Raw genomic sequence first — 17987 nt, forward strand, 5'->3', positions numbered from 1 at the left:
CACCCCGGCCCGCCCTGCCGGCGCCGCCACGCCCGGCTCACGGCGGCCCGGACCGCGGCCGTACCCGTCCGGCCGCCGATCGATTCCCTGACCGTCCGGGGTCGGCGGCGGCTTTTGTGCGAGGCCGGGGGACTGGGTTAACCTGCGGCGTATTTTCCCTCGTGTAAATCCGTGAACTGGGGAAATGCACATGTGAACCGCCGGGTCAGGCCGCGTGCCCGGCGATGGTTCCGAGCCCTCCCCCACCGAGGGCTCCTTGGGGTGCGGAATTGAGGCGCGCATGGCCGGCAAGGCGACCGGGACGACCGACGTGGTACCGGGCGACGAGGAACTGAGAAGGCTGCTCGCGGGATTGACCGCGGTCCGGGACGGAGACTTCGGCACCCGGCTGCCGGACGACTCCCCGGGGCTCATGGGCGACATCGCCACCGTCTTCAACGGCATGGTCGACCAGCTCTCCGTGTTCACCTCCGAAGTCACCCGCGTGGCCCGCGAGGTGGGCACCGAGGGCACCCTCGGCGGCCAGGCACAGGTCCCGGGGGTCTCGGGCACCTGGGCCGATCTGACCGACTCGGTCAACGCGATGGCGGGCAACCTCACCACCCAGGTCCGCGACATCGCCCAGGTGGCCACCGCGGTCGCCAAGGGTGATCTGTCGCAGAAGATCGACGTCCCGGCGCGCGGCGAGATCCTTCAGCTGAAGGAGACCGTCAACACGATGGTCGACCAGCTCTCCGCCTTCGCCGACGAGGTGACGCGCGTCGCCCGTGAGGTGGGCACCGAGGGCCGGCTCGGCGGTCAGGCGCAGGTCCCGGGTGTCGCCGGCGTCTGGCGCGACCTCACGGATTCGGTCAATTTCATGGCCGGAAACCTCACCGCCCAGGTGCGTAACGTCGCCCAGGTGACGACGGCCGTCGCGCAGGGTGATCTGTCGCAGAAGATCACGGTGGATGCCCGGGGCGAGATCCTGGAGCTGAAGAGCACCATCAACACGATGGTGGACCAGCTCTCCGCGTTCGCGGACGAGGTGACCCGTGTCGCCCGTGAGGTCGGCACCGAGGGCCGCCTCGGCGGCCAGGCCGACGTCAAGGGCGTGAAGGGGACCTGGCGGGACCTCACGGATTCGGTCAATTTCATGGCCGGAAACCTGACCAACCAGGTACGCAACGTCGCCCAGGTGGCCACCGCGGTGGCGCAGGGTGATCTGTCGCAGAAGATCACGGTGGATGCCCGGGGCGAGATCCTGGAGCTGAAGAGCACCATCAACACGATGGTGGACCAGCTCTCCGCGTTCGCGGACGAGGTGACGCGCGTCGCCCGTGAGGTGGGCACCGAGGGCCGTCTCGGCGGTCAGGCGCAGGTGCGGGGAGTCGCCGGCACCTGGAAGGACCTCACCGACAACGTCAATGTGATGGCCTCCAACCTCACCGGCCAGGTCCGCTCCATCACCCAGGTCGCCACGGCCGTCGCCAAGGGCGACCTCTCGCAGAAGATCATGGTGGAGGCCAAGGGCGAGGTCGCCGCGCTCGCCGATGTCATCAACACCATGGTCGACACCCTCTCGGCGTTCGCGGACGAGGTGACCCGTGTCGCCCGCGAGGTGGGCACCGAGGGCCGTCTCGGCGGCCAGGCCCATGTGCCCAACGTGGCCGGCACCTGGAAGGACCTCACCGACAACGTCAACTCCATGGCCAACAACCTCACCGGCCAGGTGCGCAACATCGCGCTGGTGACCACCGCCGTGGCCAAGGGCGACCTGTCGAAGAAGATCGACGTCGACGCGCGCGGCGAGATCCTCGAACTGAAGACGACCATCAACACGATGGTGGACCAGCTGTCCGCGTTCGCCGACGAGGTCACCCGAGTCGCCCGCGAGGTCGGCACCGAGGGCCGGCTCGGCGGCCAGGCCGAGGTCGAGGGCGTCTCCGGCACCTGGAAGCGGCTCACCGAGAACGTCAACGAACTCGCCGGGAACCTCACCCGGCAGGTCCGCGCCATCGCCGACGTCGCCAGCGCCGTCGCCGAGGGCGACCTGACCCGCTCCATCACCGTCGACGCCTCCGGCGAGGTCGCCGACCTCAAGGACAACATCAACTCCATGGTGGAGTCGCTGCGCGAGACCACCCGGGCCAACCAGGAACAGGACTGGCTCAAGACCAACCTCGCCCGGATCTCCGGCCTGATGCAGGGCCACCGCGACCTGCGCGTCGTGGCCGAACTGATCATGGACGAGCTGGTGCCCCAGGTGTCCGCCCAGTACGGCGCCTTCTACCTCGCGGAGGACGCCGAATCCGGCCCCCAGCTGCGGTTGGTCGGCGACTACGGCCGCCCCGACGACGACGAGCGCCCCGAGCGGATCTCCTTCGGCCGCTCCCTGGTCGGCCAGGCCGCGCGCAGCCGCCGTACGATCGCGGTGGACGAGCTGCCGCCCCGGTACGTCACCATCTCCTCCGGCCTCGGACAGATCGAGCCCACCGCGCTGCTGCTGCTGCCCATCCTCTTCGAGGAGCAGGTGCTCGGCGTCATCGAACTGGCCTCCGTCACCCGGTTCACCACCGTGCAGCGGGACTTCCTCCAGCAGCTCGTGGACACCATCGGTGTCAACGTCAACACGATCGTCGCCAACGCCCGCACCGATGAACTGCTCCAGGAGTCCCAGCGGCTGACCAGCGAACTCCAGGCCCGCTCCGCCGAGTTGCAGGCCCAGCAGGAGGAACTCCAGCGCTCGAACGCCGAACTGGAGGAGAAGGCCTCGCTGCTCGCCGAGCAGAACCGCGACATCGAGGGCAAGAACCTCCAGATCGAGCAGGCCCGGCAGGAACTGGAGGCACGCGCCCAGCAGTTGTCGCTCGCCTCCAAGTACAAGTCCGAGTTCCTCGCCAACATGAGCCATGAGCTGCGCACCCCGCTCAACAGCCTGCTCATCCTGGCCCAGTTGCTCGCCCAGAACCCCTCCCGCAACCTCACCCCGAAGCAGGTCGAGTACGCGGGCATCATCCACTCGGCGGGCTCCGACCTGCTCCAGCTGATCAACGACATCCTCGACCTGTCCAAGGTCGAGGCGGGCAAGATGGACGTCACCCCGGAGCGGGTCCCGCTGCGCCAGCTCATCGAGTACGTCGAGGCCACCTTCCGCCCGATGACCTCGCAGAAGAGCCTCGGGTTCACCGTGACCACGTCGGCCGGCGCACCCGCCGACCTGCTCACCGACGACTCCCGGCTCCGCCAGATCCTGCGCAACCTGCTGTCCAACGCGGTGAAGTTCACCGAACAGGGCGGGGTCGAACTGCGCGTCGAACCCGCCGCCGACGACGAGGTACCGCGCGCCGTGGTCCGCGGCGGCGCGGTGGTCGCCTTCCGGGTCAAGGACACCGGCATCGGCATCCCGGAACAGCAACTGGAGAGCATCTTCGGCGCGTTCCAGCAGGCGGACGGCACCACCAGCCGCAAGTACGGCGGCACCGGGCTCGGCCTGTCCATCACCCGGGAGATCGCCCATCTGCTCGGCGGCGCCGTCACCGTCGACAGCACACCGGGCAAGGGCAGCACCTTCACCCTCTTCCTGCCCGTGGCCAGACCCGACTTCGACGACCACCTGCGCGGCGTCCGCGGCACCGCCGAACCGGCCGAACAGGAGCACCCGGACGCGACGGCCCCGCGCGAGCTCAAGGCGGCGCCGTCCCTGGCCTCCGCCAAACGGCAGCGTGCCCGCAGGCTGCTCGTCGTGGAGGAGCGTCCGCGCGGCCTGCTCACCCTGGTCGCCGAGAGCGTCGTGGGCGACCTCGACCACGGCCGCGCCGACGGCGTCCCCGTCGACATCATCACCGCGGTCGGCGCCCAGGAGGCGGCCGGCGCCCTCGCCGCCGAACCCTGCCACTGCGTCGTCGTCGAACTGGGCGCCCCCGACGGGGAGTCGGCCCGGTTCCTGGAGGCGCTGCACGGCGACTCCGCCCTCGCCGGCGTCCCCGTCCTGGTGCACAACGGCTCCCACCGCGCCGAGTACCCGGAGGCGGAACCGGGCGGTTCGCTCGAGTACCTCTCCAGCCTGGACGAGCTGCGGGAGCGGATCGCCCTACATCTGTCCGCCGAGGAGCCCGGCGAGGTGCTCACCTTCGTCCGCGGCGAGGAACTCCAGCACACCCCGGACCTGGTGGACGAGCACACCCGCGGCCGTACCGTCCTCGTCGTCGACGACGACGCGCGCAACCTCTTCGCGCTCAGCGGCATCCTCGAACTGCACGGCTTCCGCGTCCTGCACGCGGAGAACGGCCGCAAGGGCATCGAGACGCTGCTGAACAACCCGGACATCGAACTCGTCCTGATGGACGTGATGATGCCCGAGATGGACGGCTACGCCGCCACCGCCGAGATCCGCAGCATGCCGCGGTACACGGACCTGCCGGTGATCGCCGTCACCGCGAAGGCGATGCAGGGCGACCGGGAGAAGAGCCTCGCCTCCGGCGCCAGCGACTACGTCACGAAACCCGTGGACACCCGCGACCTCATCGCCTGCGTCCGACGCTGGCTGCCCGCATGAAGCCGGACGACGACACCGCGCAACCGTCCTTCCGCAGGCCGAGGAGTACCCGTCCGGTGAACATCCAGCCGTCCGCCGACCCCGGTACACCGTTCGACACGCCGAACGGTGTACCGACCCAGCCCGCCCCGCTGCCCCCGGTGGACGCGGCGGCGGTGGCCGACGTGCCCGCGAACTCCCCGGTGGGCAGGCTCGCCGCCACCGTGGAGCGGTTGCGCCGCGAGGTGCGGACCGCGCAGGCCGAGGCCGAGGGCCGGGCACTGATCGAGCTCGCCAAGGGCATCCTGGTCGAACGCCTCGGCTGCGGGCCCGCCCAGGCCGCCCGGCAGCTCGCCGAACTGACCGAGCAGGCACAGGTGACACCGCTGGAACTCGCGGTGGACGTCATCAACCAGGCGGCCAGGGACCGGGTCGCCGAGGTGACCGAGGCGTTCCTCTCCACGACCGCCGACCCGGGCGGAACGGACGAGGACTCCGCCGCCGTACGGCTGCGCGCCGCCGAGAGCGGGGTGCTGGCCGCCGACGACGCCGAGGCGATGGCCGCCTCCCTGCTCGAACACGCGCTGCGTCCGCTCGGCGCCGTCGCCGTGGCCATCTGGGCGGCCGGCTCGGACGGTTCGCTGACCCTCGCCGGCAGCGCGGGTTTCACCCCGGCCGAGGCGGCCCGCTGGTGCTACGTCCCGCCGGACGTGGCCACGGTGGCCCGCCGGGGCCTGACCGAGCCCGGCGGACAGTGGCTGCCCTCGCTCGCCGAGTCCGGGCTGCCCACCATCGGCCGGCGCGACTACGCCGACGGCGCCCGGATCGCCGTACCCGCCGGTGCGGGCGGCCGTATCCACGGCGTCCTGGAGATCGCCTGGCCCAAACCCGAGGAGCCGCTGCCGCGCCCGGTGCTGCGCCAGGTGGAGACACTCGCCGAACTGTGCGCCCACACCCTGGACGACTTCGTGCCCTCCGCCGTGCCCCGCCCGGAATCCCGGGTCATGCCGGACGTGGCGGAGCTGATGGACCTCGCGGACGGACTGCACGACCCGACCCTGGTGCTGGTGCCGCACCTCGACGACGCGGGCCGGCTCCTCGACTTCCGCATCCAGCACGTCAACGACCGCTTCCTCGACCCGGCGGGCCGGCCGCGGGCCGTCATCGGCGGCGCCCTGCTGCTGGAGGCGTACCCGATGGCGGCCGGCACCAGCGAGCTGTTCCAGCGCGTGGAGCGGGTCTACGCCACCGGCGAGCCGTTCCGCGCCCAGCGGGTACGGCTCACCGCGCTGGTCGACCAGGTCTCGCTCTCCGCGGTCGCCGACATCAGCATCAGCCGCCACGGCGCCGGACTGCTGCTCATCTGGCGCATCGAGGACGAGACCGCGCGCCTGGCCAGCCTGCTCCAGCACGCCCAGCGGCTCGGCCGGATCGGCGGCTTCGAGGAGAACCTGCTGACCGGTGAGATCACCTGGAACGGCCAGATGTTCAGCCTCTACGGCCGCCCGGCCACCAGCTCCCCGGTCGCCCTGGAGGAGCTGCCCGCGTACTCCCACCCGGACGACGCCGTCCAGATCGGGCGGTTCCTGCGCACCCTGCTGCACCATCACCGGCCTGCCTCGGCGGCGTTCCGGTTGCTGCGGCCGGACGGCGTCTCCCGGCACATGCGCCTGGTCGCCGAACCGGTCCTCGACACCGACGGCCAGCTGTTCGGCGTGCGCGGTGCCTATCAGGACATCTCCGCCCAGCACTGGACCGAGGTCGCCCTCGCCGCGACCCGCGACCAGCTCGCCCACACCGAGCAGCAGGCCGCCGAACGCAACCGGCTCACCCTCCAGCTCCAGCACGCGATCATGCCCCCGGCCCAGGCACCGCTGCGCGTGCCCAGCCTCCAGGTGGCGGTCCGCTACCGGCCGGCCGAGACCGAGCATCTGGTCGGCGGTGACTGGTACGACGCCGTGGTGCTGCCCTCGGGACTCGTCCTGCTGTGTGTCGGTGACGTCGCCGGGCACGGTATCGAGGCGGCCACCAGCATGGTCGTCCTGCGCAACGCGCTGCGCGGCCTCGCCGTCACCGGAGCAGGACCGGCACAGCTGCTGTCCTGGCTGAACATCGTCGCCCATCATCTGACGGGCGCCGTCACCGCGACCGCCGTCTGCGGCCTGTACGACAGCGAGAACCGCACCCTGCGCTGGGCCCGGGCCGGTCATCTGCCCCCCGTCCTGGTCCGCGACCAGAAGGCCACCCCCCTCCCCACCCTCAAGGGGCTCCTGCTGGGCGCCCTCCCGGAGGCGGTCTACGAGGAGACCGAACTCCGGCTGGCCGCCGGCGACACCCTCCTCATGTACACCGACGGCCTGATCGAACGCCGCGACCGCTCGGTCGAGGAATCCCTCACCCACCTCCTGCACACCGCCAGTTCGGGCCCCCGCACCCTGGACAAGCAACTGGACAGACTGCTCACGTACAGCAGGTCGGACACCGACGACGACACATGCATCGTGGGCATCAGGGTGGACTGAGGGCCGCGCCGCGACGCCACACCGGGCGGATTCGTGACGACGAACCCATGGACGCCTCCGCTCACCGGCGGGAGGATCGCTCATGACCTCGGACCAGGACATGGTGTGGCGTCGGTGCGCGTACCTGGCGAGCGTCCTGCTGCCGCTGGTGGACCAGGAGCCATGGCGTCGGTCCCGCCGTCATGAGCGGCTGCGGGACTGGGAGATCGACACGGCGGTGGGGGAGCGGCTGATCGAGATCTTCGGGGTCCTGGCCGCCCACGCTGTCGCGCTCGACGCCTCCCTGTCCGTCGCGGAGTTCGACGGCCTGTCCCTTCTCGCCGTGGCCGAGGCCGCGACCGGCAAGCGCGACTTCGAACTGCTCGCCGGGCTCCCGGACACCTTCGTCGACGCCCGCGAGGGACAGGCCGTCGAACTCTTCCGCCTGTACACCTACGCGGGTCACCGGTCCGGCCTCCAGCTCTGCCGACTGGGCACGGAAGTGCGCCATGCGCTGGTCGTACTCGCCGAACGCGCCCCCACCTGCGGTGACGTCCTGCGCCGGGCGGCCGAGGCCGGCCTGCCCCGATGACCACGGGCGTCACCACCTGGGCGTACCGAGGCCGTCCCCCACGTACCCTCTTCCTGTGTCCGCCCCCCGTCTGCATCGTGTCGCCGTCCTTGTCCTCGAAGGCGCGAAGCCGCTCGATGTCGGGATTCCCGCGCAGGTGTTCACGACCCGCGCGAGCATGCCGTACGAGGTGAGGGTCTGCGGGGCGGCGCCCGGCCTCGTGGCCGGGGGCGACGGGCTGGCGTACTACGTCGCCCATGGCCTGGACGCGCTCGCCTGGGCCGACATCGTGTTCGTGCCCGGGTACCGGTTCCCGGACCGCGAGGACCCGCCGCGCGCTGTCGTCGACGCGCTGATCGCCGCGCACGAGCGGGGCGCGCGGCTCGCGGCCATCTCGACGGGGGCCTTCGCGCTCGCCGCCACCGGACTGCTCGACGGCAGGCGCGCCACGACGCACTGGCACTACACACAGGCCCTCGCGACCCGGCATCCGCTCGTCCGGGTCGACGAGAACGTGCTCTTCGTGGACGAGGGCAGCGTCCTCACCTCGGCCGGCGCCGCCTCCGGTATCGACCTGTGCCTGCACATCCTGCGCGGCGACGTCGGAGTGGCCGCATCCAACCACGCGGCCCGGCGCCTGGTCGCCGCCCCCTACCGCAGCGGCGGCCAGGCCCAGTACGTGCCGCGCAGCGTCCCCGAGCCGCACGGCGAACGCTTCGGCGCCACCCGCGAGTGGGCGCTGCGCCGGCTCGGCGAGCCCCTCACCCTCGACACCCTGGCGCGGCAGGCCGGGGTCTCGCCGCGCACGTTCTCCCGGCGCTTCGTCGAGGAGACCGGCTACACGCCGATGCAGTGGGTGATGCGCGCCCGTATCGATCTGGCCCGCGAACTGCTCGAACGCTCCCAGCGCGGGGTCGAACAGATCGCCGCCGATGTCGGTCTCGGCACCGGCGCCAACCTGCGCCTGCACTTCCAGCGCATCCTCGGCACCACCCCCAGCGAGTACCGGCGCACCTTCACCCGGGGCGAGTGACCCACCCGGCGGCACCCTGCCGGGATATGGCGGGATCCTTTTGAACCATGGCGATCCCGCCACTGTCAGCGGCGCGCACCGCGCGCGAGCCTGGTGGGGAACGGAAGGGACACCACACATGACTCGCATCGCCATCAACGGGTTCGGCCGCATCGGACGCAATGTGCTGCGCGCGCTGCTCGAACGGGACAGCGCTCTGGAGGTCGTCGCCGTCAACGACCTGACGGAGCCCGCCACCCTCGCCCGGCTGCTCGCCTACGACAGCACGGCCGGCCGGCTCGGGCGCCCGGTCACCGCGGACGGCGACACCCTCGTGGTCGACGGCCGTCGCATCAGGGTGCTGGCCGAGCGCGAGCCGGCGCAGCTACCCTGGGCCGAACTCGGCGTCGACATCGTCCTGGAGGCCACCGGCCGCTTCACCTCGGCGAAGGCCGCCCGCGCCCACCTCGACGCGGGCGCGAAGAAGGTGCTCGTCAGCGCCCCGTCCGACGGCGCCGACGTCACCCTCGCGTTCGGCGTCAACACCGACGCCTACGACCCGGCCGTGCACACGATCGTCTCGAACGCCTCCTGCACCACGAACGCGCTGGCGCCGCTGGCCGCCGTCCTCGATGAACTCGCCGGTATCGAGCACGGGTTCATGACCACGGTGCACGCCTACACCCAGGAGCAGAACCTCCAGGACGGTCCGCACCGCGACGCCCGCCGCGCCCGTGCCGCCGGCGTCAACATCGTGCCGACCACGACCGGCGCCGCCAAGGCGATCGGCCTGGTCCTGCCGAACCTCGAAGGCAAGCTGTCGGGCGACTCGATCCGCGTCCCGGTGCCGGTGGGCTCGATCGTCGAACTCAACACCACCGTCGCCCGCGACGTCACCCGCGACGAGGTGCTGGCGGCCTACCGCGCCGCGGCGCAGGGCCCCCTCGCCGGTGTCCTCGAATACTCCGAGGACCCGCTCGTCTCCTCCGACATCACCGGCAACCCCGCCTCCTCGATCTTCGACTCGGCCCTCACCCGCGTCGACGGCCGCCACATCAAGGTCGTCGCGTGGTACGACAACGAGTGGGGCTTCTCGAACCGGGTGATCGACACCCTCGACCTGCTCGCCGGCAGCTGACCGGTCACCGGGACACCTCCCGCCTCACCCGGCCTTGACGACCGTCAGCAGCGTCGCCGCGTCCTCCAGGGCCTCCAGGCTGTGCCGGGCCGGCGGTGCCCTCCCAGCTCTCGTCGCCGCTGCGCAGCCGTACCCGCCCGCGCAGCACGAGAACCGTGACCTCCCCGGGGTTCTCGTGCTCGGACAGGGTGGTGCCGGCGCGCAGGGCGATCAGGGTCTGGCGCAGGGTGTGCTCGTGGCCGCCGCAGAGGGTCTCGGCACTGCGGCCCGTGGAGGAGGCCGCGGTTGCGCTTTCCGTGTCGGAGGATGGTCAGTGGCGCACGCCGATACGGCGCCGGCGGTGTCCGCCGGTGCCCGGCCCGGCCGGATGCGCGGGGGCCCGGCCGCGATAGAGGACGTACGGCCGCCACAGGTACCACAGTGGAACGCTCCAGGCGTGCACCAGCCGGGCCAAGGGCCACACCGCGAGGATGGCCCAGGCAGCGGGGGCGTGGATCCGGTGGATCAGCGGAGCGTGGCAGATCACGGCGACGCCCGGGTTCTCGGCGGACAGACCGCGGAACCACAGCGCCACGCTCTGCCGGTAGCCGTAGCCGAAGTGGTTGACGCCCATCGTCGGGATGATGCCGAGCACGAGGACGATCGCCGGCAGGACCAGGGCCGCCCAGTCGACCGGGCCGGTGGTGGCCTGTACCCGGGGCACGGCGGTGCGGCGGAAGGCGGGGATCACCACGCCGAGAAGCATCACCAGCGCGGCGACCGTGCCGCCGATGGCGGACAGCAGCCGGTAGGCGTGCTCCGCCATGCCGAGCCACCGGGTGAACGACTCCGGGATGACCCGGTGCGGTTGACCCCGTGGGCGGAGCGCAGCTTTCGGCCGTGGCGCCGCCGCTGCCGGTGGACCTCGTCCGCCGCCCGGCCGCCCTCGCGCAACAGCACCCGCCGGTCGGCCGACTGACGGCCGGGAATTGAAGTACGGCGCCGCGCGCGTCAACCGCTCGGCCGCGACATCGGCCCGGTCGGTGCTCACCATGCGCTGCCGCTGGCCGAACGGAACCGGGCCGACACCCCGTCAGCTCAGACAGTGCTTGCGCTCATGTGGTCCAGCATGACGATCGTGCGGTCGGCCGCCTCGACGACGACCGGGTCATGGGTGGCGACGAGGGTGACGCAGCCGTGCTCATGCGTGGTCCGCGCGATGAGACGCGTCAGATCGTCGGCCCGGGTCCGGTCGACCGCGGCCGTCGGCTCGTCGACGAGGAGGAGCTCGGGCCGGACGAGAAGAGCGCGGGCCAGGGCGACACGCTGGCGTTCACCGCCGGAGAGCTGGTCGGGGCGGTGCCTGAGCCGGTGCGCGAGCCCGACCTCGGCGAGCAGATCACGGGCCCGGTCCCGTACGGCCCGGGGCCGGTGGCCGGCGACGGAGGCGGCGGCCAGGAGCTGCTCCTCGGTGGTGAGGCCGGTGAGCAGGTTGCCGCTCTGGAACATGTAGCCGATGCGGGTACGGCGGGCCCGGGCCCGTTCGCGGTCGCTGAGCGCGGCCAGATCGGTGCCGCCGAGCAGGATCTGGCCCTCGTCGGGGCGGAGCAGGGCGCCGGCGACGGCGAGGAGAGTGGACTTGCCCGAGCCGGAGGGACCCACGAGGGCGGTGAGAAGGCCCTCCTGGAAGACCGCGGACAGCGACCGCAGCGCGGTGGTGCGGTACGCGCCGCGACCGAGGGTGACGGTGATGTCGTCCAGGCAGAGGGTCATCGTGCGGCTCCCAGCATGGTCATCGGGTCGACGGTGGTGACACGGCGCAGGGTGAAGGCGGAGCCCGCGAGCCCGACCAGGGCCACGGCGGCCATGGTGGCGGCGAGGGTGGTTGCGGGCAGGCTGAAGGGCACCCGCTCGCCGACGAACAGGCCGAGGGCGGAGGCGAGCGCGGCTCCGACCGCGGTTCCGGCGACGACGACCGCGGCGGCCTGCGCGAGGGTGTGGCCGAGCAGACGGCGGCGCGAGGCGCCCATGGCGCGCAGCAGGGCGAGTTCCGGGGTGCGCTGGACGGTCCAGACGGCGAAGAACGCGCCGACGACCAGCGGGGCGATGAGGAAGAGGAACGTCTGGATGGAGGTCATGGTCAGACGCTCGCCCTGGTAGCCGGGGGCCGCGGCGAAGGCGTCCTGGAGCGGGACGGTCGCGGTGCGGTGACGGTGGTCGGCGTCGGTGAGCCTCTTCCCGCCGAAGTCCGCGGGGAGCTTGAGGGCCATCGCGCTGTACTGGAGCGGGAGATCGCCCGGGCGTGCGTCGGTGCCCGGTGTGGTGAAGCGGATCCGGCGCCAGGTGTCGGTGGTGACGTAGGCGGCGGGGACGTGGCCGTAGGAGGAGCGCCCGGTGGTGCCGACGACCTTCAGACGGATGCCGATCCGGTCGACGGTGAGGGTGTCGCCGAGGCGCACGCCGTCGCTCGCGAGTTGGCGGGAGACGACGACACCGTACGGTTCGGCGGTATCCAGCGGCTTGCCGTCTTCGGCCCCGGGGTCGGTGAAGGCCCCGGGTACCACGCCGAACGCGGCGAGGTCCACCTCGACATGGCGATCGGTGGTGCCGCGAGTGAGGGCGACCCCGAGCGGGGTGGCCTCCACCCCCTTCTCCCGCCGCCAGCCGTCGGCGGACCGGCGGTCGATCAGACCGCGGGCGAACTGGTCGGAGTCGGTGCCCGCCGCGAAGGCGATATGGGTGGCGGGCAGACGGCGCAGGGCGGAGACGGTGTCGTCCCCGAGACCGGTGGTGAACCCGGAGACGATCCCGACGAGCGCGGCGACGAGGACGACGACGCTGCCCATCAGCAGGAAGCGGCCGCGGGCCGCCTTGAGTTCCAGCAGAGCGAGGAACACGGTGTTCCTTCCAGAGGATAGGGACAGTGCGTCCCCAACATAGAAGATGGGGACGCGGTGTCCCTAAGTGGGGTCCCTAGACTGGCCGTGTGCCCAAGATCCACGCCGCGTCAGTCGCCGACCACCGCGCCCAGCAGCGCGCCGCCCTGCTCGACGCGGCACGGGAACTGCTCGCCGAGGGCGACGCCTCCAAGGTGACGTTCGCGGCGGTCGCCCGCCGCACCGGACTGGCCCGCAACAGCGTCTACAAGTACTTCACCGACCGCCGTGAACTCCTGACCGAGGTCGTCCGCCAGGCCGCGCCGCGCTGGACCGAGCGGATCCACGCCGCCCTCGCCGCCGCTGGTGACTCCCCCGAGGAGCGGGTCGCCGCCTACGTCACCGCGCAACTGGAGATGGTCCGCGACGGCGAGCACCGCATCGCCCGCGCCGGCGCCGACGCACAGGACGCGGCCGCCCTGCGCGAGGGCGCCGACTCGGCACACCGCGCACTGCTCGACCCTCTCGTGACCACCCTGCGGGACCTCGGCGACGACGCCCCGCTCCGAACGGCACGCCTGCTCCAGGGCCTTGTAAACGCCGCGACGACGGCGCTGGAGGGGGGCGACGCGTACGAGGCGGTGACGGAGCGGGCGGTACGTCTGGCGGTGGCGGCGCTCGGGGGAGTCACCGCCACGCCGTAGTACACAGGAGCTTCTCGTAGCCGTCCTCGTGTTCGTACCTGTCGGTCCCATCATCCTTGGAGTCGCAGATGACCGTCCGTCGTGTCATGCCCGTCATCCATTCCGCGGCGGCGGAGGAGAGCCGTGACTTCTACGGCCTGCTGGGCTTCGAGGAGGTCATGAACCTCGGCTGGGTGATGACCCTCGCATCGCCGTCGACCCCGACGGCACAGATCAGCGTCGTATCGACCGACCGGACCGCCCCGGTCATCCCGGACATGAGCATCGAGGTGGACGACGTGGAGGCGGCCTACGCGGCCATGCGGGCCAGTGGCGCGGAGATCGTCCACCCTCTGCGGGACGAGGAGTGGGGGGTGCGGCGCTTCTTCGTCCGCGATCCCAGCGGCCGCGTGATCAACGTCCTGAGCCACCGCCGCGCCTGAAGTGCTCTTGACCTGACCGTCGGACCGGAGGGCGCGCGTACGGCAAGAAGCAAGTGATCACCCGCATCGTCACCGTTCCCTCGATCCTTGCCTCGGGTGTGCTCGCGTCCCTGGCGACCGCCCGGCTCCTCCCAAGGCCATGCCGGAGGAGGGCCCGGCACCGGCTTGGCGAGCGGCGAGATCGCCACCGGGTGCCGATCTCGTCAAACGCATGGTCCAGGGCGCCGACCACGCCGACGTCGCCCGGGCGATGATGTTTCTCCGTCGGTTGCGTCCAGGCACAGCGCTGCCACACCGACACCTGCCCCACCGGCGTCACCACCCAGGACCACCGCGCGCGCCCTGGACGTACGGGACAAGACCCACGCGTCCACCGCTTCCAGGAAGCGACCCTGGCCGGCGCCCTCCAGAGCATGGCCTCCATGGGCGTCACCGACCCCGCCGACCGACCTGCTGCGCGGTATTCGGCCAGCTCCGATGGCTTTGTGCCATTCGGGGGCAACCCGCCTCCAACATCACCGGGCCGCCGCTAAACAAGAAGGCCGGGGTGGGCGTCCTGCCATGCCCGTGCGGTTGCCGGTCGGTGGGGGAGGTCTGGACGGGTGCTGACCATGAACCGAGCGCTGCTCGTGGCGGTCGTTGTCGTCCGGCGGCTGCGGAGTCGTACGGAGGCCGGCCGATGAGCCCCCGTACGCCCAGGAGCCGGGCGACCGGCAGACGCCCTCCGGTGCGGCGGCGTCCGCGCGGACCGGGCAGGCGGCGGCAGCGCACGGAAGATCGGCTGATCGGCCTCCTGATCGCTGCGGTCCTGGTCGTGGGCCTTGTGGTGGTCGTCGTCAACTGGCTGCTGGCGCACTGGTGGGTCCTGGCCGTCGTCGCGGTGCTCGCAGTGTCGGCCGGTGGTGTCTGGCTCTACCAGAAGCAGCAGCGGGCGCGATGGGAAGCGGTCCGCGCACGCGGTCTGCGCTACGAGCTGGCTCAACTGGACGCCCTGCACCATGCCCGATTCGAGGACGCGGTGCGGGATCTGATGCATCGTGACGGCTGCCGGGACGCGGTGCGTGTCGGGGGCGGCGGGGACCTGGGCGCCGATGTGAAGGCAACCGACCCCTACGGGCGTCGCTGGGTGATCCAGTGCAAACACCGGCGCAATGGCCTCGCCGGATCCGCCGTGGGCACTCCGGACCTCCAAGTCCTCAACGGCACCGCCCGCCAGGTCCACGGAGCCGACGTCGCGGTCATCGTGACCAACGGCAGGGTCACCGCCCCGGCCGTGACCTTCGCCGAGCAGCAGGGACTCCATGCGGTCGACCGGCACACCCTCGGGGTGTGGGCATCCAGCTCGCGGCCGCTGTGGGAGCTGCTCCGCGTGGTCCCGCCGCCTCGTAGGCCGACGGCCCTGTCCTGAGGCCCGCGACCAGAGGCCTGAGCCCAGGCCAGGAGGAACCTGCTCAGGTCGACGGCGCCCCGGGCCAGACCCCGCACGCCGAGGCAGGACGTGGGGATCAGGGTCTTGGCCGCGCTCAGGGCGACCGCCGGGCCGGCCCGTACGTGTTCCGCCATCGCCACTCGTAGGCGGGGAAACCCCACTCACGATCGCCGTCCGCCCGGGCCGGTTCGCCGGCGAGGCCGTACGCCCCGAGAACGGCCAGGCTGGTGCTGCCGCCGACGGCCGCGCCGGATCGGACACGTTCGGCAGGGTCAGCACCCCTAGGCAGGTCCCGGTGAAGCTGCTGAAGCCGGACTCCGCCCCGGACGCGAGACGCCGCGCATCGGCGATGGCCCGTTCGTAGCTCGGGCTGCCGCCCGAGCGCGCCGAGAAGCTGGTCCGCTTCGACCACGCCGCGCACCGCCGGGTCGCGGGCGAAGGCGCGGCCCGGGTCGCGGCCGACAGCGGCTACGCCGACCAGTCCCATCTGTGCCGGGGCATCATGGCGTTTACCGGGGCGACGCCCACGAGCCGTCTCCTCGCCGTCGACGGCATGGCATGGCCCAGCACGCGGCCCCGGGAAAAGGATTGGACGGGACGGCGAGCGGGCTTGTAGCTTGCAGCCGACCGTGACACCGCCCGAGGAGGTGAGACCCATGAACGCAGTATCGACGTGGGTGCTCCCCCTTTTCCGTCACGGCCGGCGATCGACGTAGGTGTCGCCGGGAGCGCCTCCACACCAAGGCACTCCCGAAAGGCACCACGTATGCGTTCTCCGCACTTCACCGCCCAGTCGTCGTCGGACGGCATGGTCGAGCGCGACTTCACCGTGGGCGACATCCCCGGGGTTCTCTGGTCGCCGGCCTCCGGCGGCGATCGCGCGCCCCTGGTCCTGATGGGCCACGGCGGCGGCAGGCACAAGAAGGAGCCGGCCATGACGGGCCGCGCCCGCCTCCTCGTGAACGGCTGCGGCTTCCACGCCGCCGTCATCGACGCACCCGGTCACGGCGACCGGCCGCGCACCGCGCACGATGAACGGGACATCGCCGCGCTGCGCGCGGCACAGGCGGCGGGCGAGCCGGAAGGCCCGATCGTCGTCCCGTACAACCCCGCCTGGCCGAACTCGCCGTGCCCGAGTGGCAGGCGGTCCTGGACGCCCTCCAGCAGCTCCCGGAGATCGGCGCCGACGGCCCGGTGGGCTACACCGGCCTCGGCCTGGGCACCGCGATCGGGGTGCCGCTGGTGGCGGCCGAGCCCAGGATCACGGCCGCGGTTTTCGGCATGCACTGGCCCGACGCCCTGGCCGAGACGGCGAAGCGGATCACCGTACCGATCGAGTTCGACATGCAGTGGGACAACGAGCGCATCCCGCGCGAGGCCGGCCTCGCATTGTTCGACGCCTTCGCCTCGAAGGAGAAGACGCTGCACGCCAACGCGGGCAGGCACTTCGACTGGACCGGGTTCGAGGCCGACAGCGCGGTCCGGTTCCTCGCCCGGCACCTCGGCCGGGCGGACACCTCAGCGGCCTGAGGGTGAGCGGTCGCGGCGCCCGGTCCACCGATCGGGCGCTGCGGCGTTGCCGTACCCCCGGTGCCGCCGCCCGAGCCATCTCGCATCATCTGGGCCCCCGCCCGGATTGGGGCCGGGCCGGGCGGGAAGGCGCACCGCAGGCCGATGGACGCGCCGTCCGCGGGACGGCGGCCCGAGGCGAAGGTGGCAGGAGGGATGGGCGCGGATGACCCGGCAATCGACGGTGGAGTCAGGGCAAGGGCCCTCGGCGGGGGATCGCGACGAGGTGCGGGTGCCGCCGATACGGCCCGGTGCCTACGACCCGTCCGACTACGCCGAAGCCGTGATGCGCGGCGCCGAGGAAGCCGGAGTGTCTGCGCTGCTCGTCATGACGGTGCTCCACAACGAGGCGTACAAGCCGCACCATCCGCTGCTGGAGCGACTGTGGCAGTGGTGGAAGCCCGAGGCGTCCTTCGGGGTGGCCAACATGCACCGTGCGACGTTCGAGCGGGTACGGCGGGCGCACGACCTGCCGGGGCGATGGCAGGACCTGCGCGACGATCCCGGCTTCGCCATCCACGCGGCGGCGCTGCACCTGAAGGACCTCGACCGCCGACTTCCGCGCCGGCACGTACGCCGCTACAGCCGCGACGAACTGCTCGCCCTGGGCTACAACACGGGCGAACGCAATATGCGGGCCTTCGCCCGGGGCGTCCCGCCGGGCCCCATGGCACGGTCGTACCTGCGCCGGTTCCGCGCCTACCGGAGCCGCGCCGCCGAGGCCCTGGCCAGGGCGGATCGCGGCGACCCCTGCGAGACGGCCGACGAATGAGCGGCCGCGGAACAGACGGGAGTCCCGGACGGGGCGGTCCTCACCCGTGAAGGGCGGCTGCCGTACGGCAGCCACCCCGGAATGTCACGGGTATGGCCGGTCAGCCCCGGACGATGTTCTGGGCCTGGGGGCCCTTCTGGCCCTGTCCGATGTCAAAGGTGACCTGCTCGCCCTCGGTGAGCTCGCGGAATCCACCACCCTGGATCTCGGAATAGTGCGCGAAGACGTCAGCCCCGCCGCCGTCCTGGGCGATGAAGCCGTACCCCTTCTCGGAGTTGAACCATTTCACGGTGCCGCTGGCCATCAATCGATCCTTCGTTCATACCGGGAGCCACCCATGTCCGGGGCCGCTCCGGCTCCCTTGGCAGCAGGAGCCGACATCGTTTCTACCCCGAGCAGCGCCGCCTATCCGGCCCATGACACAGCAGTCGGTGTGGCGTCCTCACGGATAACCCGCTCCACGCCCCGTTCGGCCCCGCCGAGCACATCGCTGATCTT

General features: G+C 71.8%; 13 protein-coding genes and 4 pseudogenes. 12 read left to right on the forward strand and 5 right to left on the reverse strand.

Annotation, left to right across the window (positions count from 1 at the left end):
• Positions 1 to 280 precede the first annotated feature (280 nt).
• The 5 genes from HEP81_RS36975 to gap all read left to right on the forward strand — a co-directional run bounded on the left by HEP81_RS36975 (position 281) and on the right by gap (position 9738).
• Positions 281 to 4537: a HAMP domain-containing protein gene (locus HEP81_RS36975; protein ID WP_154823918.1), complete on the forward strand. Its 4257-nt coding sequence runs from the start codon at positions 281 to 283 to the stop codon at positions 4535 to 4537.
• A 56-nt stretch (positions 4538 to 4593) separates the two neighbouring features.
• The gene (locus HEP81_RS36980; protein ID WP_387901970.1) at positions 4594 to 7038 is read left to right on the forward strand and encodes a SpoIIE family protein phosphatase; all 2445 of its coding nucleotides are present in this window, start codon (positions 4594 to 4596) and stop codon (positions 7036 to 7038) included.
• Positions 7039 to 7120: 82 nt separating this feature from the next.
• On the forward strand, positions 7121 to 7609 hold the full coding sequence (locus tag HEP81_RS36985; protein ID WP_037661228.1) for a hypothetical protein: 489 nt from the start codon (positions 7121 to 7123) through the stop codon (positions 7607 to 7609).
• 55 nt (positions 7610 to 7664) lie between these two features.
• Positions 7665 to 8621 carry a GlxA family transcriptional regulator gene (locus HEP81_RS36990; protein ID WP_037661225.1) on the forward strand — a complete coding sequence of 319 codons (957 nt, stop codon included), beginning with the start codon at positions 7665 to 7667 and terminating at the stop codon, positions 8619 to 8621.
• 118 nt (positions 8622 to 8739) lie between these two features.
• Entirely contained in the window at positions 8740 to 9738 is a 999-nt protein-coding gene (gap, locus tag HEP81_RS36995) for a type I glyceraldehyde-3-phosphate dehydrogenase (RefSeq protein ID WP_037661223.1), read from the forward strand.
• Between the two features lie 24 nt (positions 9739 to 9762).
• Here gap and HEP81_RS41885 read toward each other — a convergent pair.
• The 4 genes and pseudogenes from HEP81_RS41885 to HEP81_RS37010 all read right to left on the reverse strand — a co-directional run.
• Positions 9763 to 10021 (reverse strand): annotated as a pseudogene (locus HEP81_RS41885) (cupin domain-containing protein); the annotation flags it as partial.
• A 27-nt stretch (positions 10022 to 10048) separates the two neighbouring features.
• A complete protein-coding gene (locus HEP81_RS37000; RefSeq protein ID WP_078967621.1) occupies positions 10049 to 10771 on the reverse strand; it encodes a respiratory nitrate reductase subunit gamma in 723 nt (240 codons plus the stop codon).
• A gap of 44 nt (positions 10772 to 10815) precedes the next feature.
• Complete coding sequence (locus HEP81_RS37005) at positions 10816 to 11490, reverse strand: ABC transporter ATP-binding protein (protein WP_037661221.1); 675 nt, start codon at positions 11488 to 11490, stop codon at positions 10816 to 10818.
• Positions 11487 to 12614, reverse strand: coding sequence for an FtsX-like permease family protein (locus HEP81_RS37010; protein WP_037661219.1), 1128 nt, complete (start codon positions 12612 to 12614; stop codon positions 11487 to 11489). The genes HEP81_RS37005 and HEP81_RS37010 overlap by 4 nt, the downstream gene beginning before the upstream one ends.
• A gap of 89 nt (positions 12615 to 12703) precedes the next feature.
• On the opposite strand from HEP81_RS37010, the gene HEP81_RS37015 reads away from it, so the two are divergent.
• The 7 genes and pseudogenes from HEP81_RS37015 to HEP81_RS37040 all read left to right on the forward strand — a co-directional run bounded on the left by HEP81_RS37015 (position 12704) and on the right by HEP81_RS37040 (position 17489).
• Positions 12704 to 13297 carry a TetR/AcrR family transcriptional regulator gene (locus HEP81_RS37015; RefSeq protein WP_037661217.1) on the forward strand — a complete coding sequence of 198 codons (594 nt, stop codon included), beginning with the start codon at positions 12704 to 12706 and terminating at the stop codon, positions 13295 to 13297.
• 68 nt (positions 13298 to 13365) lie between these two features.
• Positions 13366 to 13719 carry a VOC family protein gene (locus HEP81_RS37020; protein WP_037661214.1) on the forward strand — a complete coding sequence of 118 codons (354 nt, stop codon included), beginning with the start codon at positions 13366 to 13368 and terminating at the stop codon, positions 13717 to 13719.
• 317 nt (positions 13720 to 14036) lie between these two features.
• Positions 14037 to 14252 (forward strand): annotated as a pseudogene (locus HEP81_RS42800) (hypothetical protein); the annotation flags it as partial.
• 146 nt (positions 14253 to 14398) lie between these two features.
• Positions 14399 to 15127 (forward strand): restriction endonuclease, encoded by a 729-nt coding sequence (locus tag HEP81_RS37030; RefSeq protein ID WP_106980034.1) that lies wholly within the window; start codon positions 14399 to 14401, stop codon positions 15125 to 15127.
• 385 nt (positions 15128 to 15512) lie between these two features.
• A pseudogene (locus HEP81_RS41890) lies at positions 15513 to 15764 on the forward strand (helix-turn-helix domain-containing protein); the annotation flags it as partial.
• Between the two features lie 150 nt (positions 15765 to 15914).
• Positions 15915 to 16678, forward strand: a pseudogene (locus tag HEP81_RS37035) (alpha/beta fold hydrolase).
• Between the two features lie 205 nt (positions 16679 to 16883).
• Positions 16884 to 17489, forward strand: a complete 606-nt coding sequence (locus tag HEP81_RS37040) for a hypothetical protein (RefSeq protein ID WP_051850518.1) — start codon at positions 16884 to 16886, stop codon at positions 17487 to 17489.
• A 100-nt stretch (positions 17490 to 17589) separates the two neighbouring features.
• Here the strand turns inward: HEP81_RS37040 and HEP81_RS37045 are convergent, their stop codons facing one another.
• Entirely contained in the window at positions 17590 to 17793 is a 204-nt protein-coding gene (locus tag HEP81_RS37045) for a cold-shock protein (RefSeq protein WP_037661210.1), read from the reverse strand.
• Positions 17794 to 17987 lie beyond the last annotated feature (194 nt).

The sequence above is a fragment of the Streptomyces griseofuscus genome, assembly GCF_014673495.1.
GTDB lineage: Bacteria > Actinomycetota > Actinomycetes > Streptomycetales > Streptomycetaceae > Streptomyces > Streptomyces murinus.

What these genes read in the sequence shown, in the direction of transcription:
- HEP81_RS36975 (WP_154823918.1), top strand. Translation starts at nt 281, where the DNA reads ATGGCCGGCAAGGCGACCGGGACGACCGACGTGGTACCGGGCGACGAG.
- HEP81_RS36985 (WP_037661228.1), top strand. Translation starts at nt 7,121, where the DNA reads ATGACCTCGGACCAGGACATGGTGTGGCGTCGGTGCGCGTACCTGGCG.
- gap (WP_037661223.1), top strand. Translation starts at nt 8,740, where the DNA reads ATGACTCGCATCGCCATCAACGGGTTCGGCCGCATCGGACGCAATGTG.
- HEP81_RS37000 (WP_078967621.1), bottom strand. Translation starts at nt 10,771, where the DNA reads ATGGTGAGCACCGACCGGGCCGATGTCGCGGCCGAGCGGTTGACGCGC.
- HEP81_RS37005 (WP_037661221.1), bottom strand. Translation starts at nt 11,490, where the DNA reads ATGACCCTCTGCCTGGACGACATCACCGTCACCCTCGGTCGCGGCGCG.
- HEP81_RS37020 (WP_037661214.1), top strand. Translation starts at nt 13,366, where the DNA reads ATGACCGTCCGTCGTGTCATGCCCGTCATCCATTCCGCGGCGGCGGAG.
- HEP81_RS37030 (WP_106980034.1), top strand. Translation starts at nt 14,399, where the DNA reads ATGAGCCCCCGTACGCCCAGGAGCCGGGCGACCGGCAGACGCCCTCCG.
- HEP81_RS37040 (WP_051850518.1), top strand. Translation starts at nt 16,884, where the DNA reads ATGACCCGGCAATCGACGGTGGAGTCAGGGCAAGGGCCCTCGGCGGGG.
- HEP81_RS37045 (WP_037661210.1), bottom strand. Translation starts at nt 17,793, where the DNA reads ATGGCCAGCGGCACCGTGAAATGGTTCAACTCCGAGAAGGGGTACGGC.